At 44.5% G+C, this 14,579-nt stretch carries 17 protein-coding genes; 12 read left to right on the top strand and 5 right to left on the bottom strand.

Translation table 11 applies throughout. The annotated features are described in order from the left end of the window. The first annotated feature begins 105 nt into the window (after positions 1-105). Both MKX35_RS26615 and MKX35_RS26620 read left to right on the top strand, forming a co-directional pair. Complete coding sequence (locus MKX35_RS26615) at positions 106-1,017, top strand: ABC transporter ATP-binding protein (protein ID WP_256716276.1); 912 nt, start codon at positions 106-108, stop codon at positions 1,015-1,017. After that, complete coding sequence (locus MKX35_RS26620; protein WP_076299156.1) at positions 1,010-1,798, top strand: ABC transporter permease; 789 nt, start codon at positions 1,010-1,012, stop codon at positions 1,796-1,798. Before MKX35_RS26615 ends, MKX35_RS26620 begins: the two co-directional genes overlap by 8 nt. 8 nt (positions 1,799-1,806) lie before the next feature. On the opposite strand, the gene MKX35_RS26625 is transcribed toward MKX35_RS26620, so the two are convergent. Continuing rightward, positions 1,807-2,256 carry a bactofilin family protein gene (locus MKX35_RS26625; protein ID WP_076283918.1) on the bottom strand — a complete coding sequence of 150 codons (450 nt, stop codon included), beginning with the start codon at positions 2,254-2,256 and terminating at the stop codon, positions 1,807-1,809. A 40-nt stretch (positions 2,257-2,296) separates the two neighbouring features. Continuing rightward, positions 2,297-3,415, bottom strand: coding sequence for a peptidoglycan DD-metalloendopeptidase family protein (locus MKX35_RS26630; RefSeq protein WP_256716271.1), 1,119 nt, complete (start codon positions 3,413-3,415; stop codon positions 2,297-2,299). A gap of 208 nt (positions 3,416-3,623) precedes the next feature. Between MKX35_RS26630 and cls the strand changes: the two genes are divergently transcribed. Both cls and MKX35_RS26640 read left to right on the top strand, forming a co-directional pair. Continuing rightward, complete coding sequence (gene cls, locus MKX35_RS26635; protein WP_076299157.1) at positions 3,624-5,054, top strand: cardiolipin synthase; 1,431 nt, start codon at positions 3,624-3,626, stop codon at positions 5,052-5,054. A gap of 240 nt (positions 5,055-5,294) precedes the next feature. Further along, complete coding sequence (locus tag MKX35_RS26640) at positions 5,295-6,134, top strand: YitT family protein (RefSeq protein WP_231573468.1); 840 nt, start codon at positions 5,295-5,297, stop codon at positions 6,132-6,134. 237 nt (positions 6,135-6,371) lie between these two features. On the opposite strand, the gene ligD is transcribed toward MKX35_RS26640, so the two are convergent. Further along, a complete protein-coding gene (ligD, locus tag MKX35_RS26645; RefSeq protein ID WP_076283920.1) occupies positions 6,372-7,256 on the bottom strand; it encodes a non-homologous end-joining DNA ligase in 885 nt (294 codons plus the stop codon). 146 nt (positions 7,257-7,402) lie between these two features. Here ligD and MKX35_RS26650 point away from each other — a divergent pair, with 146 nt between their 5' ends. The 5 genes from MKX35_RS26650 (at position 7,403) to MKX35_RS26670 (ending at position 11,379) form a co-directional block, all read left to right on the top strand. After that, a complete protein-coding gene (locus MKX35_RS26650) occupies positions 7,403-7,981 on the top strand; it encodes an RNA polymerase sigma factor (RefSeq protein ID WP_076299158.1) in 579 nt (192 codons plus the stop codon). Further along, the gene (locus MKX35_RS26655; RefSeq protein ID WP_076283922.1) at positions 7,945-9,129 is read left to right on the top strand and encodes a hypothetical protein; all 1,185 of its coding nucleotides are present in this window, start codon (positions 7,945-7,947) and stop codon (positions 9,127-9,129) included. Before MKX35_RS26650 ends, MKX35_RS26655 begins: the two co-directional genes overlap by 37 nt. Before the next feature lie 46 nt (positions 9,130-9,175). Next, the gene (locus tag MKX35_RS26660) at positions 9,176-9,328 is read left to right on the top strand and encodes a hypothetical protein (protein ID WP_341044487.1); all 153 of its coding nucleotides are present in this window, start codon (positions 9,176-9,178) and stop codon (positions 9,326-9,328) included. 400 nt (positions 9,329-9,728) lie between these two features. Then, positions 9,729-10,544 (top strand): hypothetical protein, encoded by an 816-nt coding sequence (locus MKX35_RS26665; protein ID WP_076299159.1) that lies wholly within the window; start codon positions 9,729-9,731, stop codon positions 10,542-10,544. A gap of 25 nt (positions 10,545-10,569) precedes the next feature. Continuing rightward, a complete protein-coding gene (locus MKX35_RS26670) occupies positions 10,570-11,379 on the top strand; it encodes a hypothetical protein (RefSeq protein WP_076299160.1) in 810 nt (269 codons plus the stop codon). Positions 11,380-11,426: 47 nt separating this feature from the next. Here MKX35_RS26670 and MKX35_RS26675 read toward each other — a convergent pair whose 3' ends face one another. After that, entirely contained in the window at positions 11,427-12,374 is a 948-nt protein-coding gene (locus MKX35_RS26675; protein ID WP_076299161.1) for an ATP-dependent DNA ligase, read from the bottom strand. Between the two features lie 12 nt (positions 12,375-12,386). Beyond that, positions 12,387-13,355, bottom strand: a complete 969-nt coding sequence (ku, locus tag MKX35_RS26680; protein ID WP_076299162.1) for a non-homologous end joining protein Ku — start codon at positions 13,353-13,355, stop codon at positions 12,387-12,389. A gap of 139 nt (positions 13,356-13,494) precedes the next feature. Here ku and MKX35_RS26685 point away from each other — a divergent pair, with 139 nt between their 5' ends. From MKX35_RS26685 to tsaE, 3 genes are all read left to right on the top strand, one after another. Next, positions 13,495-13,665, top strand: a complete 171-nt coding sequence (locus MKX35_RS26685; protein ID WP_156113056.1) for a hypothetical protein — start codon at positions 13,495-13,497, stop codon at positions 13,663-13,665. A 31-nt stretch (positions 13,666-13,696) separates the two neighbouring features. Next, on the top strand, positions 13,697-13,882 hold the full coding sequence (locus tag MKX35_RS26690; RefSeq protein ID WP_042193364.1) for an H-type small acid-soluble spore protein: 186 nt from the start codon (positions 13,697-13,699) through the stop codon (positions 13,880-13,882). Positions 13,883-14,093: 211 nt separating this feature from the next. Next, positions 14,094-14,576 carry a tRNA (adenosine(37)-N6)-threonylcarbamoyltransferase complex ATPase subunit type 1 TsaE gene (gene tsaE / locus MKX35_RS26695; protein WP_042185258.1) on the top strand — a complete coding sequence of 161 codons (483 nt, stop codon included), beginning with the start codon at positions 14,094-14,096 and terminating at the stop codon, positions 14,574-14,576. The last annotated feature ends 3 nt before the right edge of the window (positions 14,577-14,579 follow it).

The raw sequence follows: 14,579 nt of genomic DNA on the forward strand, positions 1-14,579 counted from the left end.
GGTCTAAACAACGTTAGACTGTTTCTTTTTTGTAATTTTCTGAAAAAAACGGTATGGTAAACTTGTTTGTAAATGAAAGGGAGTGATACTGTGTCAAATACAGAAATACTGTCTGAACCTGTTGCCCGTCTGCAGGGAGTTACCAAGAAAATAGGCTCTAAGACGCTGGTGAGCGATTTAACGCTGGATATCCCACCGGGTCAAATATTCGGGTTTTTGGGACCAAACGGAGCAGGGAAGACGACAACAATACGAATGATGGTGGGATTAATTTCCATTAGCAGTGGGGACGTCCTGATTAGTGGTCATAGTATTAAAAATAATTATAAAGAGGCTATTGCAAGTGTTGGGGCTATTGTTGAGAATCCTGAAATGTACAAGTTTCTGTCCGGGTATCAGAATCTTAGACAATTTGCACGGATGGTACCGGGAGTCAATAAGCAACGGATTGATGAGGTTGTGGAGCTGGTCGGGCTTGGTCAAAGAATTCATGACAAAGTGAAGACTTATTCGCTAGGTATGCGTCAGAGACTTGGAGTAGCTCAGGCGCTACTAAACCGACCAAAGCTACTGGTTCTTGATGAGCCAACCAATGGGCTTGATCCACAAGGCATACGTGAGCTTCGTGACTATCTGCGCCTACTCTGTCGTGAAGAAGGAACAACCGTATTTGTCTCCAGCCATTTACTTTCCGAAATGGAGCTCATGTGTGACAGTGTAGCCATTATTCAGAATGGGCAACTGCTTGAGGTAAAACAGCTAAAAGAGGTAGGCAATGTTACAATGCCTATCGGAGAAACCTTGTTTGAGGTTGACGATGCCGAAGCTGCACTTGCTCTCATTGGACAAGGAACATTAAAGAGCGGTGGGCTTGTAGTTGAGGCGGCACGTGAAGAAATTGCTGAGTTTAATGCCAGACTAGTGGCTGGTGGGATTAAAGTGTACAGTATCAAATCACTTGCCCGTACGCTAGAGGATCAATTCTTAGAGGTTACAGGAGGTGAAGGAATTGAGTAATTTTACAGCGTTGATACATAATGAGAACATCAAGATATATAGTCGTGCTCGCACATGGATTATGCTGATTATTCTAGCAGTGTTTAGTGCGTTTCTTCCGGCTCTTATGTATTTCACAACGGATAACCCTGCATCACGCTTAGGCGTTTGGGACAGCTTCCAAATGATAGTGAGTGTTGTATTCTTCCTGAATACGATCTTCGTTGTTGTTATAGCTGCTGACTCCGTAGCGGGCGAATTTACCTGGGGAACCATCAAAATGCTGCTGATTCGCCCGTGGAGCCGTTCCCAGATCTTGCTCTCGAAATACATTAGCATTGTGTTGTTTAGCTTGCTTTGTACTGCAGTATTGATTGTTTTTGGTTTAGCTTCATCGTTTATTTTCGCCTCTCCAACTGGAGACACACTGTCTTCCATTACAGCTTGGAGTCCTGCTGAGTATTCCTTTATAGATCTCCTATGCCGCTATGTCACTCTTTTCTTGACGGTTACGCTTGCTTTTATGATCTCTTCCGTATTCCGTGCAAGTGGATTGGCGATAGGGTTATCTATGTTTATCATGTTTGCCCAAGGTATTTTCGCTGCTTTGCTTAATCCGGATGTGTTCGAATGGGCCAGATATTTAATTTTCACTCATATGGATCTAAGGCTCTACATGGGATCTGATATTGGTCCAGGTGGTGCTACACTAGGCTTCTCCATTGCTGTGCTGGCAGTGTATTATGTTATATTCTTAGCAGTTTCCTGGTTTGTCTTCCGTAAACGGGACGTTGCTGGATAAAAATAGGATTAACCGGCTTCAAGCGTTTCTTCTGCTTTGGAGGAACGTTTTGCTGTCTTGTCCTTTTTCGTATTACTTTTGAGCTCACCTGCTTGTTCAGAGGTGGGCTGTTCTTGCATGGCGATGGACCCATTAAGCAGGCTGCCTTCCATAATACTGAGTGCTCCTGCAGAAATATTACCGTGCAGCTCGCCAGTACCAGTCATAATGAGCCTACGGTCTGCGGTAACATCTCCATATACTTTACCAGCGATAACGATCTCTTCTGCTCTAATACTGGAGCGCACCGTGCCTTCCTCACCTACAGTGACTACACCACTGCATATAATTTCTCCGCTAAAGGTACCTTCAATCCTCAGGTTCGTATCGCAATGTACTTTACCCTCGAGCGTACCCCCATGCCCAATCAGAGAGTCAGTAGACTTGATAGAGGCACGCTGCTGCCGCTTATTCCACATGTATAAATTCCTCCTATTTCATATATTTTTACATTAACGTTTAGGGTTTAACATAATCCAATGGATCCACAGTTTTATTCTGCTTTACTACCTGGAAATGAAGATGAGGTCCTGTGCTTCGACCAGTGTTTCCAAGCAAACCGATCTTCTGCCCCTTATTAACCATGTCTCCCGCAGATACATTCATTGCCTGCAGATGCATATACCAGGTTTCAAGCCCGTTCGAATGCTTGATCACGACATACTTGCCTCTCGCACCCATCTGCTCGGAGGTAACGACCTCCCCGTCTAAGGCGGCATATACAGGATCGCCTAAGTTCCCGGCAATATCGACACCTGAATGGAACGCGGATAAGCCTTTGAAAGGATCTGTTCGGTAGCCGAAGCTTGAGGAGATGACCCTAGAATCTGTAGGCCAGAGTACCGCTGCATTTAGTCTGGCTTTTTCAGCTTGAGCTTTTTTTGCCTGTTGATTTGCTTGAACGTTATTCGCATGCTCCGCCAGAGTGATAGTTTGAGTAATACTTTCCACCATTTCATCGAGCATACCGTGGATCTCTTCGAAATCGTCTTTTGTTTCCTCCACTAGATTCAGCGATTCGTTCTGATAAGACGCGATATATTCTCCGCCTACCTGTGATGTGATTGTAGCTTTAAAAGATGTCTCATTTGGGATTGGCACAGCGTTACGGCTCGATAAGCCTAAGGTTGAGTTTGAAGCGGTTGATCCCGTTTTTGATTCTTTTGTTTCAGCGGCGGAGCCTTTGCTTTTGTTAATCAAAGACTGCAACTCCTGTTCCAGCGCATTTACACTCTTCAGCTTGTCTTTAATATTATCTGCCTCTTCTGATAGCTCGCTGACTTGAGTACGAAGCTGCATTAGATCCTTATCCTTGTCAGCGACCTTCATTTCCATGCGGAGATTGGTTAGTGATAGTGCGGCTGCCTCAGCTTCCAGTTGTGAGATCGACTGCGAGGCATGGAAATGCATAGAGGTGACCAGACTGGAGAGGGACAGGGCTGCTGCTGCCGGCAGGGCGAACGCAAGTGGCTTGGAGATCTGGAGTTGTTTGACTGGGCGTCCGGCATCCCTTACGACGAGCAGCGTAATCCGGTTATGATCTGGCTGACTCTTCATGGCTTCTCCTTTCTGCGGCATATGGCAGCCGCCTTACGATACACGAAGCTAACGACCTTACTTGCATTAGGCTCATCCCGAATTGTCTTACTACTCTATGTATTCCATATCTTTCAGGAACATGACAACGGTTTGTTTGAATAAAGAAAGAGAGTTACGGCAAAACCAGTAATAGAATCGTCGCAGCGAGTCTATTGGTAACTGTTTTATTAATGAAGGGGGTAGGGAATTGAAGATTTTTGCGATAATTCTAAGTCTTTTTATTATTCAGGTCGCAGTAATTGTATTTATGGAGTTTCGTCGCCCGCAAAGGGCTTTGGCGTGGTTGTTCATTTCATTCTGTTGTCCGCCGCTGGGTCTGGCATTCTATTATTTTCTGGGCCGTGATTATAGACAGAATCGAAAATTAAACAAAAGATGTACTACACTATTTCGTGAAATTCGTTCGCATGTCTCTGGCAATATTAAGGTAGTAAAGGATGTTACTGAGAGTGGGAACACTCAGTTTGAGAATAATAAGGGTCTATTGGATTTGCTTTCTAAGATCGCAGAAGGACCAATTACTGGTCATAACAAGAGCAGGGTATTATCATCTGCGAGAGAAGCGTATGATGCTATGCTGGAAGCTATGGAAGAAGCGAAAGAACATATACATATGGAATTTTATATTTATCGTGATGATGAGATCGGTGAGCAATTTCAAGATGTTATGATTCGGAAGGCGCGACAGGGCGTTAAGGTACGCTTGCTTTGTGATGGTCTGGGCAGTCATAAATTAAGTCGTAGGTTTATTCGAACGATGAGAAATGCTGGGGTGGAGTTCCACTTTTTTTTACCTCCGATTAGTTCTCTGTTAGACCGTCGTTTTAATTTCCGTAATCATCGGAAGATCCTGGTGGTAGATGGCCTCGTTGGCTTCACGGGTGGAATGAATATAGGGGATGATTATTTGGGGAAGGATCTCAAAATGGGATACTGGCGTGATACCCATCTGCGTCTCGAAGGAGACTCAGTATATTATATTCAGTATGTCTTCTTAAAGGATTGGAGATTGGCCTCTGGCGAAAGCACAAGCCATCCGCGTCTGTTCCCAAAACATAATTGTGAGTCACAAGAAGCAGTGCAGATTGTAGGGAGTGGTCCGGATGCTGCAATGGACGCCTCTCAAGAGATGTATTTTGCCGCCTTATGTGCAGCTAAACAGCGGATTTGGATTACTTCACCGTATTTTATTCCTGATCCTGCCATCTGCCGGGCCTTGAAAAGTGCAGTACTTCGTGGAGTGGATGTAAGAATTATCATTCCGGCGAAGCCTGATAATGTGCTTGTCTATCATGCTTCTTTGTCTTATTTAGAAAATTTACAAGACGCTGGAGTTAAATTCTACCGCTATACTAAAGGATTTATGCATGCCAAAATCATGATTATCGATAATCTGCTCGCTACAGTGGGGAGTGCAAATCTGGATATGCGCAGCTTTTATTCTAACTTTGAATTGACTGCTGTGCTGATACATCCTGATGCTATATCCCCTCTAGTCACAGGGTTTGAGAAGGATCAAAAGCACAGTGAATTTATTGATCCTGTAAAGTTTAAGGAGAGAGGGAGAATTGTCAAACTCGGTGAAGGGCTGTGTCAGTTGTTATCTCCGCTATTATGAGCGGAAAGAGGACTAAATCTGAATTTTTCGAAGGATATAACGTGTTCCATTCATTATTAGGGCTTATTTTGTGATATAATAATTGTATAAGAAGAAATGTAAGAAAGTATAGATTATAATTATACTTCCGAATGTTTCAACACTATACTGTTAAATTGTAGGGGGAGTTCTATGAATGTGAGTCCACAAATGATTGCCAAAGAGGAAAAGAACAAGCTGCAGAAGACCGGAACACATAAAATGGCTAAGTTCGCGCAGCGAATGATCATGTTATCCATTGGGGCAGCAATGATGGCTGTTGCACTTGAGATATTCCTCGTACCGAATCAAATGATTGATGGTGGGATTACCGGTATCTCCATTATTTTATCACATCTATTCGACATTCCTCTGGGGATTTTATTGACGCTGTTAAACCTTCCGTTCTTGTTAATCGGTTATAAGCAAATCGGTAAGACCTTTGCCTTATCTACCTTATATGCAATTGTGCTTATGTCTATTGGTACTTCAATGTTGCATCATGTGAATGCCTTTACGGTTGAGCCTATGCTTGCTGCCGTTTTTGGGGGGATCATTCTTGGTGTAGGTGTAGGGCTAGTTGTACGTTTTGGCGGATCTCTAGATGGTACAGAAATTGTTGCGATTCTTGTAGCCAAGAAGCTTCCCTTCTCTGTAGGTGAAGTTGTTATGTTCTTCAACCTATTCATCTTATCCGGAGCTGGATTTGTGTTCGGTTGGAATAATGCGATGTTCTCACTAATTGCTTATTACATTGCATTCAAGGTAATTGACATTACACTTGAGGGTCTGGATCAGTCGAAATCGGTATGGATTATTAGTGATAAATTCCGTGATATCGGTGAAGCCTTGACGGAACGTCTTGGACGTGGTGTTACTTATTTAGATGGAGAAGGCGGATTTTCCGGGGAGAATAAGAAAGTGATCTTCGTGGTTATTACCCGTTTGGAAGAAGCTAAGCTTAAATCCATTGTTGAGGATTGGGATACTGGTGCATTCATCGCAATAGGTAACATTCATGATGTTAAAGGTGGCCGTTTCAAGAAGAAAGCAATTCATTAGCTTACCATCCTAAAAGGACGCCGCAGGCGTTTTAGCTTGGCACTTTAGTACTATTAACTGAAAGAAGGTATTTTTACGAATAATGGAGCAATAAATACGGTGAACAAGACTCGATATGCCGTATTCTTATACAATATACCTTCTGTCCTTGAGTGGGACGCCTGATAAGCCCGTAGCATGAAATGATGCTGCGGGCTTATTGCTGTTTTTGGGCTCATTATTCGTGGCATTCCATCCCTATGGAAGCTTAGCAATGAGTTGTTTGACGGGCTGCGGTGGCACTTTTTCCAAAAGATCTCCCATCTGTTGCAGGCGTTCCTCAATATTGAGCAGATGAAAATCAGTAGGAGATACGTTTTGCTGAACCTCTTTCCAGAGCAATGGTGTGGATACTGTAGCAAGCGGCCTGGCACGTGGTGTGTAAGGTGCAGCTAATGTTTTGCCACTGTAATGCTGGAGGTAGTCAAAATAGATTTTCTCTCCCCGATTCTTCTTCAGACGCTCCAAGGTGAATAAATCGGGGTGCTTTTCAGTGACATAACGACCCACAAAGTGTCCGATTTTTCGCAATCCATCAAAAGTAACGCCAGTCTCGATAGGAACGATGATCTGCACCCCGGTAGCCCCGGAGGTTTTGGGCACAGAGGATAAACCAAGGGAGGTTAGGACCGTCCCTACGATTGCAGTTGCTTCCATGATACGGGGCTCGACCTCACGCGACGGATCTAGATCAATCATCCATTCACAAGGCAGCTCGCTACCTACATAATGCAAAGAAGGATGAAACTCCAAAGCAGCCAGATTACCCAGCCAGATCAGCTCAGGTAAACCTTGCAGCTTGATATAGTTAATATTCTCGTGAACAGCGGTCTGGACAAAGGCTGGAAGAGGATCAGGTGCATTTTTCTGATAAAAGGACATTCCAGAGATACCATGCGGATAACGTATTACGGTTAGCAGCCGATCTCGACAATAACGCAGCAGGTAGGGAGAGAGGGCGGCGAGCTTTTCCAGATAGATCCGCTTCGTAATCCCGCAATTCGGCCATAGCAGCTTCTCTGGGTTGGTGATGGTTATCTCTTGGCCGTCTACAGTAATTGTGCCTTTGATGGCTGCTGGCATCCTGAACCTCCTCTCTGTTATAGGAATGAGGGTATTATGTGCCAGTCTGTTCCTTTTCATGAAAAAAATATTTCCAAAGTGTCCCTTTTGGATGATCATAAGAGTTATAAGGTTATACGGTTATGTGAAAGGGGAGTTTGCTGATTTTGGACGGGATCGAACACACCGTCGTTCGGGTACAGGCAGGCGAGGTAGAGTCCTATGCCCTTATCGTCGAAGCTTTTCAAAAGCCGATTTACCGCTATTGCTGCCGGCTGCTTGGGAGCCGTACGGAAGCGGAGGATGCGGTACAGGATATTCTAGTGAAGGCATATCAGCATATAGGCACATATCGCCCTATCGCGAGCTTTTCTTCCTGGCTATATAAAATTGCCTATCATCATTGCCTCAGTCTGATCCGCAAACGCCAAAGACATTTGAAGATTATGGCGCTTTTTCAACCGGATCCGCCTGCAGAAAGCCCGGAACAGTTGATGGACCGTTACATATTTAACGAGCATCTGACTTTTGCCCTCGCGAAGCTGAAGACAGAGGAGCGAAACTTGTTAGTGCTGCGAATTTTTGAGGAACAGAGCTTCCCGGAAATTGCGGAGATCCTCGATAAGAATACTGATGCTGTGAAGAAGAAATACAGGCGTACGATTACGAAGCTTGGCAAAATGATGAATGCTCAGAAAGGGGGGACGGAATGGTGGGGCAACGAAGCTGTGTTGAAGAGAAAATGATAAAGAAAATGGACGCATTGGGGAACTGCGACGAACTAGATGTAAAAGCAGTAGTTATGAAGCGGGTAAGGGCGATTCATGAACAACAGAAAACGATGGACGGAGAAATGGCGAATCTCAGAGACGAGCTGGAGTCATTCTCAGAGCCGAGAGATCCTGTTATGCAGAAGCAAGAGAAGACAATCCCGCATCCATCTAAATTTAGAAAGAGACTTCTCTCAGGAGTCTCCGCAGCTATATTGCTGGGGATGATCGGGTTTGGTGCCCTTCAGCTGTCTGGCCTTGGAAGTTTAACGGAACTTGATAGCCAGTCTGCAATTGATATCACCAAGCCTTCGGATGGAGCTATTACACTAGTGAACAGCGGAGGGAAGGCTGTTGTGAAGACGGTGCACTATAATACCCCTGTTCCTTCGACCTCTCCTGCGATAGAGAAGTATCTGAGTTTATTAGCGACTTATAAAGAGCAGGCGCTTGTTCACTTGAATGCTGGAGAAATGGCTGCTTATTATGTGAATGATGCTGAGTTTACAAAGTTAGCCAAAGGTTTAGGCTATGGAAATCAATTGCAGTTCGCTTTCAGTTCTCCGGTGTATTCTAAATATCAAGAATTCGTAAAAGAATTAAAAGGGACTGGCGATTTCTGGCCCGAGCTGCCTTCCATACTTGCTAATGGTTATGAATTTGAGCAAGCCACTTTTAAGGCCGCTTCTCCTTACATGTCGATAAGCACAGAATATAAAGAAATGCTTGAACAATTTCAAAAAAAAGCAAAGGTCGATAAAACAGGCCAAAAGCTGTTTATGGAGAAGATCGCTGTGAATGCCATAGAGAGTGCTGAGGTTACCTACCATAAGGGGGATCAAAGAATTACACTATCCTTAATGCAGAGCGCTTTTAGGGGTTATCCAACGCAAGTGTCTATCTTGGAAGGTCAGACTGCCGAAAAATGGTCTATGACAGGTACTGGTAAAGAAGCAGTTTTTATCGCAGCGAGTACAGAGAAGGGGGAGCAGACTTGGTCTTCCCAGAATCGTTTGTATTGGTATGATGAATCCAGCCAGACGATTCGTAGTCTAAATGATGGATTGAATAACAGTTTAACCCGTGAACAATGGCAAGTGATTGCCAATAGTTTTATTCGCTAGCTACTGTTGTTCTATCCGTACAATATGAGAAGCTGTCTCAAAAGTAGTGAAATCTACTTGGGAGGCAGCTTTTTTTTATGGAATAGGAAAAGTAATGGATTTTACTGTGCCATGTGACGATATGCCACGCGTAGTGTTCTATGCTACTGGTTGGGGCGGTGGGCGATGTGCTATGTGTGATTTACGTGCTTTAAACTAATTAGGGAAAAACTCCCTAAAAATAACCGATATTCGCTCTAAATGAACGAAATCAGGGAATTCCTCCCTAATAATCATAGGAATTTCTTTATTCATTGCCGAATAGGCCAAATTTCAGGGAAGTTTTCCCTAATTATAAGTCCGATGAACAGAAATCGCTGAATTTTAGGGAGAAATTCCCCAATTACTCTATAGGTGCTTCACATATTGCATCACTTGGCGCGTCATTTGTAATGTTAAGAACAAAAAAGAGGCTGTCCCAAAAGCCATGATGGTTGCTTGGGGCGGCCTCTTTTTTTGTGAGAAAAAGTCCCTTTTTCTCATGCTGGAGTGTTATAGAAGTGTAGTTGAAAACAGGGTGAGCTTACATTCACCCTATTAGAAGGAGAGGATGTTAGAAATTGAAGCTAAATGATGAACTCAAAAAAACACTGATCGCGCTCTCGGCAGCAACCTTGTTAGGAACAGGAGTAGTTGTAAGTGGGGTTGCGCCTGGCTTGTTTCTTTCGGTCGCAGCTGCATCTGGGCAGCAGACTGCAGTACCAACCGATCAGAAGCTCCAGAAGGAACTGCAGGCCCTGGTAGCGGGATTGAAGGAAGGTACGAACTTGGCCTACTACGTACGTGACAAAGTCTCTAACCCTCAGGATACGATCAGCTTCTCTGGCAAAGGATTTGTTTTTAAAGACTACAAATCCTTTGCTGCTAAATTCAAAGCGTTGAAGGGTCCAGCTACACCACAGCCTGGAAATCTTCCTAAGGGCTTTGCTCTGGCGACAGCCATCATTTATCCACCGTCTGTAGCAAACGATTCAGAGCTGTATTTACAATTAGAGCAGGAACTAAAGGCAGCAGCGGCGGCAGGTGATCCCAACAAACAGTTGTTTAGTAAGATCATCAGCTGGAGCCAGACGAACTTGTCTATGCAGCTGTATGCCAAAGGAAAAGCCAATTTTAGCATTGTAACTGGAGTGCCGCCCGCCAAACTTCCCGAAGGAGCGGTGCCTTTTGTACGAGCTTCGGAAACTAAGAAAGAACTGACGGTCAACGGTAGGAAAGTAATTCTTACAACCGATTCGGCTAAAGAAGCAAGTTTCAACACTAAGCTAGTGTGGCTGGATAAATCAGGCGCAATACAATATACCCTTTCAGACAATCGGGTCAGTAAGCTGACGACAAATGAAATGTTGGCTGTAGCTAAAAGCATGATCAAATAACCAAGGGTTAAGGGAGGATATTATAATGATGATTAAAAAAAGTGCGGCCATCACGGCTTTGAGCCTGATAGTGTTAATGAGTGCGGTAAGTGGAACAGCAGGCGCAGTGCCTGCGGGGAGTAATAATAAAAGCAAAGGTACGGTTCCGGTTGAGCAGAAATCACCACCGGTATCGCCAACGATTAAGGATTTGATTGCCAAAGAATATGCTGTTCCCCTACAAGCGGGAGAAATTAAGGCTCTCTATGTTAATGACAAAAAATCTAATCCAGAGGAAGATTTGAGTGTAAGCTATATGCCATACAGATTCAGTTCTACAAATGAAGCAGCGCAGAAGTTATCTTCATTAAGCGGAAAGTCACTCTTGATACCAGCTTCTCTCCCGGAGGATTATAAGCTGCAGGATGTCGTTTTAAATCCAGCGCTTCCGAAGTTTTTCAGTACAGAGTATAAAACCCTCAGAGATCAGGTAAAAGCTAAAGCACAAGCTGCTGGTAAAAAGGTGATCTCACAAAGCTTAAAGTGGAGCGATACAGAAACTTCTATCACTTATCTGCGAAATGGGGAGAGATTGAATCTAAAATCAGCTCCAGCATATACGCTTCCGGAAGGGGTTACTTTAGCGCAGCTGCCTGGTGACCAGGATGAAAATTTGACCATCAACGGGGTTGAAGCAGTTTACACGGTGTTTGGTCCTCACCATGGAGATCTAAAAGTCCAGCTTGTATGGTCCAGTGCGGATGGAAGTATTGATTATACGCTTACGAATACGAAAAATACTGCGCAGACAAAAGCAGAGCTGGAGACCATTGTAACGAGTCTTACAGCGCAATAAGAAACGTCCTCTCGATAAATTCGGGAGGACGTTTTTTTGGAAAGAGTTTATCCTTTTTGCTCCATAGTACATGATTCGGGAGGAAGATCTACCCTAGCTTGAGTAACCGGCTGACGAAGAGTGCCTGAGGTATTCCATTCCAAAAAATGAACTTTGAAGACAAGCTTCGGTTTTATCCAAAAAGCACCCTTCCCTCGCTGGGGATCAGCTGTAAAGGGCATTTGATCTATTTTTAAATGCTGTACCTCTGCAGTTAAGTCGCGTTTATCCTGTACAGTCAATTTTCCTGGCCCGGCATGTCCGATATAATGCAAATTCCCTTTATCATCATACAGCCCAAGAAGTAACGCATTGACGATGCCGTCTCGGAACGTTACACCCCCGGCTACTGCCGTAAGATCAGAAATGATTTTGCGTTTCTGCCAGCGTTTATCTTTTCCACCGGGAGCATAAGTACTGTTGATATCCTTGCAGACGATTCCCTCTAAGCTCTGAATCTGAGCGGCGGCGAATAATTCTGTGGGATCGGTATAACTGGGTACGGCCTGTACGTGGGGATGCGGCAGCAGAATATCGTTTAGCAGCTGCTGCCGTGAGAATAAAGGCTGATCCATCGTCGATTGGCCATTATAAAACAGAATATCAAAAATCATATAAATGACAGGAACCTGATACCTAACGACGGAAATGGTGGAGCCATTCTTTAAGCTATCCCTCCGCATAACTTCGTGAAATGAGGGCTTGCCGTCCCCCAGTGCAATGATCTCACCATCAAGAATAACGGAATCAGCCTTGCAATAAGTATTTACATCAGTAAGCTCAGGGTATTGCGCTGTACGGTAATTTCCACGTCTGTTAATAAGCTGAGTAGTGCTTCCGTCGTAATAGGACAACATGCGAACGCCATCCCATTTAATCTGTGCAATCCACTGGTTGCCTGCTGGAAGCTGCCCAGCCAGTATAGGTTCAAAAGGAATAATAGGCTGAAGCTTCATCAGCAGAGCCTCCTAAGATACGGTTGTTTTGCTTTTTGCGCTGCGGCGTTTCGGTTTTGGTGCGATGACTGGAATCGGCCCGGAAGCTTCGTTTTGCTGATCGGCAGGCTCAGCTGCTGCTTTAGACTTGGCTGTTTTTCTTTTGGCAGCCGGAGCCGCTTTAGTTTTTGTTTTCTTAGTACCTGTTAATGAAGGACCCGGATCTGTAGGAATATGCTGTACAGCCTGAATACTGGCCTGCAATGCTGCCATTAGATCAATTACATTGCTCTCCTGTTTGGCAGGAGCGATATGAAATTCCTCGCCTGCAATTTTATGTGAGATTAGATCAAGCATACGCTGGCGATAATCATCGGTATATTTTGCCGGATCAAAAGGCGTGGATAGCTGTGAAATGAGCAGCTTGGCCATATCCAGCTCTTTATCATTCACCGTCCCTGCTTCGGGCAGGCCAGGCACTTGCGAGACCGGTCGCACTTCATCAGGATAAAAAATAGTCTCGATGGCGAGGCAATCCTCCAGCACACGAATAGCAGCCAGACTGCTTTTGGAACGAATCGATATTTTGGCGATGCCAATTTTTCCAGTTTGACGCATGGCCTCCATAAGAAGCCGATATGCATTTGTCCCAGCCTGATCCGGAGATAAGTAATAGGTTTTTTGAAAATAAATTGGATCGATCTCCGTCAGATCAACAAAGTCGAGTATGGTAATGCTTTTGCTGCTTTCGTCGGTCAATTGATCCAGTTCCTCTTTGTCGAATAGAACAAACTTCCCTTTTTCATATTCATAACCCTTGCCGATTTCTTCCCAAGCCACCTCTTTGTCACACACCGGACATTTACGTACATACGACAGTGGGCTGCCGCATTCCTTATGGATATAACGCAGAGAAATGTCCTTGTCTTCCGTAGCGGAGAACATTTTAACCGGAACATGCACTAGCCCGAAGCTGATGGCTCCTTTCCAAACGGTATGCATGAGAAACGCCTCCTGATCTAAGTTATTTGCTTTGGGTTAGTATGAGGCAGGAAAGGCTTTTCTAGCCGGGTGCATTTTTTGTGAAGCATGGGAAAATATAAAATCAGGCTAATAAAGCTGAGGAGGAGAATACTAAGTCATGGAACCGCGTGGAAACGAGTGGATCGATGCGCTGAGCGAGCAGGATATCCCAGCGACAGTTGTGGATTGGGACAGCATTATAGCTCCACCGGAAGCAAGTCAGGTCTCGGACTCGGAGAAGCTTGATGCGGAATCAACCCTCGAAGAAACTTCGCCATTAGAATCGTGAGATTTAGGTAAAATAAAGGAGGAGAACAGTGGTGGACGTCAAACGAGCACAGGATATTTATGCTTCTAAAGAGACGGTAAGTGTACATTTGGATGGAGAACCTGTATGGATTGAGCATGTGGATGCACAGAACGGAATGGCTACGGTTCAAGTGGGCTCTCGACCAACGAATACGCATACGGTAGGCGTTGAACGGTTAGAAGAGCAAGATCATTAACAAGGTTTGTTCAAAAAGCTGAGATAAGCTAAATTACACTTTTATAAAAGAGACTCTTTATGCTTATTTTTGCGTAGAGGTCTCTTTTTCTATTGTTGGCATACTGGCATGGGAGATTGAATTGGGACAGTTGTTGCGATGGATGGAGCATACCGATATAATTAATAGTAATGGTTTTTGGCAGGTATATTTTAAAAGGTGGTAGTTGTAGTTGGACAATACAGACGAAACGGTGTTCACTTACCGTTCTTACAGCCTCCAGGATACGGAGTTGCTTGCAGCTGCTCTAGCTACTGCTTCAACGCCAGGGATGATTATCGGCTTGGACGGCGATCTGGGCGCAGGAAAAACAGCATTCTCGCAAGGGTACGCTCGGCATCTCGGCGTAAAGGGGATCGTAAACAGTCCTACTTTTACAATTATTAAAGAGTACGAGGGCCGTCTGCCCCTATATCATATGGATGTATATCGGATTTCGCTTCAGGAAGCGGACGAGCTTGGACTTGATGAGTATTTCTACGGGCAAGGGGTCTGCTTGGTGGAATGGAGCAGTATTATTACGGATTTAATGCCGCCGCGGCATATGCATATATACATGGAAACAGTGGGGCCAGATGAAAGAATGATTACGGTGACCGGAATCGGGGAGCCGTATGGTGAGCTTTGCCGGCAGCTGATCCAGAAGTGGGGTTAAGGA

It is taken from the genome of Paenibacillus sp. FSL R5-0923, from assembly GCF_038009145.1.
GTDB lineage: Bacteria > Bacillota > Bacilli > Paenibacillales > Paenibacillaceae > Paenibacillus_AQ.

What these genes read in the sequence shown, in the direction of transcription:
- MKX35_RS26630 (WP_256716271.1), bottom strand. Translation starts at nt 3,415, where the DNA reads ATGCCGCAGAAAGGAGAAGCCATGAAGAGTCAGCCAGATCATAACCGG.
- ligD (WP_076283920.1), bottom strand. Translation starts at nt 7,256, where the DNA reads ATGCCAGCAGCCATCAAAGGCACAATTACTGTAGACGGCCAAGAGATA.
- MKX35_RS26675 (WP_076299161.1), bottom strand. Translation starts at nt 12,374, where the DNA reads ATGAAGCTTCAGCCTATTATTCCTTTTGAACCTATACTGGCTGGGCAG.
- MKX35_RS26670 (WP_076299160.1), top strand. Translation starts at nt 10,570, where the DNA reads ATGATGATTAAAAAAAGTGCGGCCATCACGGCTTTGAGCCTGATAGTG.
- MKX35_RS26640 (WP_231573468.1), top strand. Translation starts at nt 5,295, where the DNA reads ATGGCTAAGTTCGCGCAGCGAATGATCATGTTATCCATTGGGGCAGCA.
- ku (WP_076299162.1), bottom strand. Translation starts at nt 13,355, where the DNA reads ATGCATACCGTTTGGAAAGGAGCCATCAGCTTCGGGCTAGTGCATGTT.
- MKX35_RS26655 (WP_076283922.1), top strand. Translation starts at nt 7,945, where the DNA reads ATGGTGGGGCAACGAAGCTGTGTTGAAGAGAAAATGATAAAGAAAATG.
- MKX35_RS26625 (WP_076283918.1), bottom strand. Translation starts at nt 2,256, where the DNA reads ATGTGGAATAAGCGGCAGCAGCGTGCCTCTATCAAGTCTACTGACTCT.
- MKX35_RS26685 (WP_156113056.1), top strand. Translation starts at nt 13,495, where the DNA reads ATGGAACCGCGTGGAAACGAGTGGATCGATGCGCTGAGCGAGCAGGAT.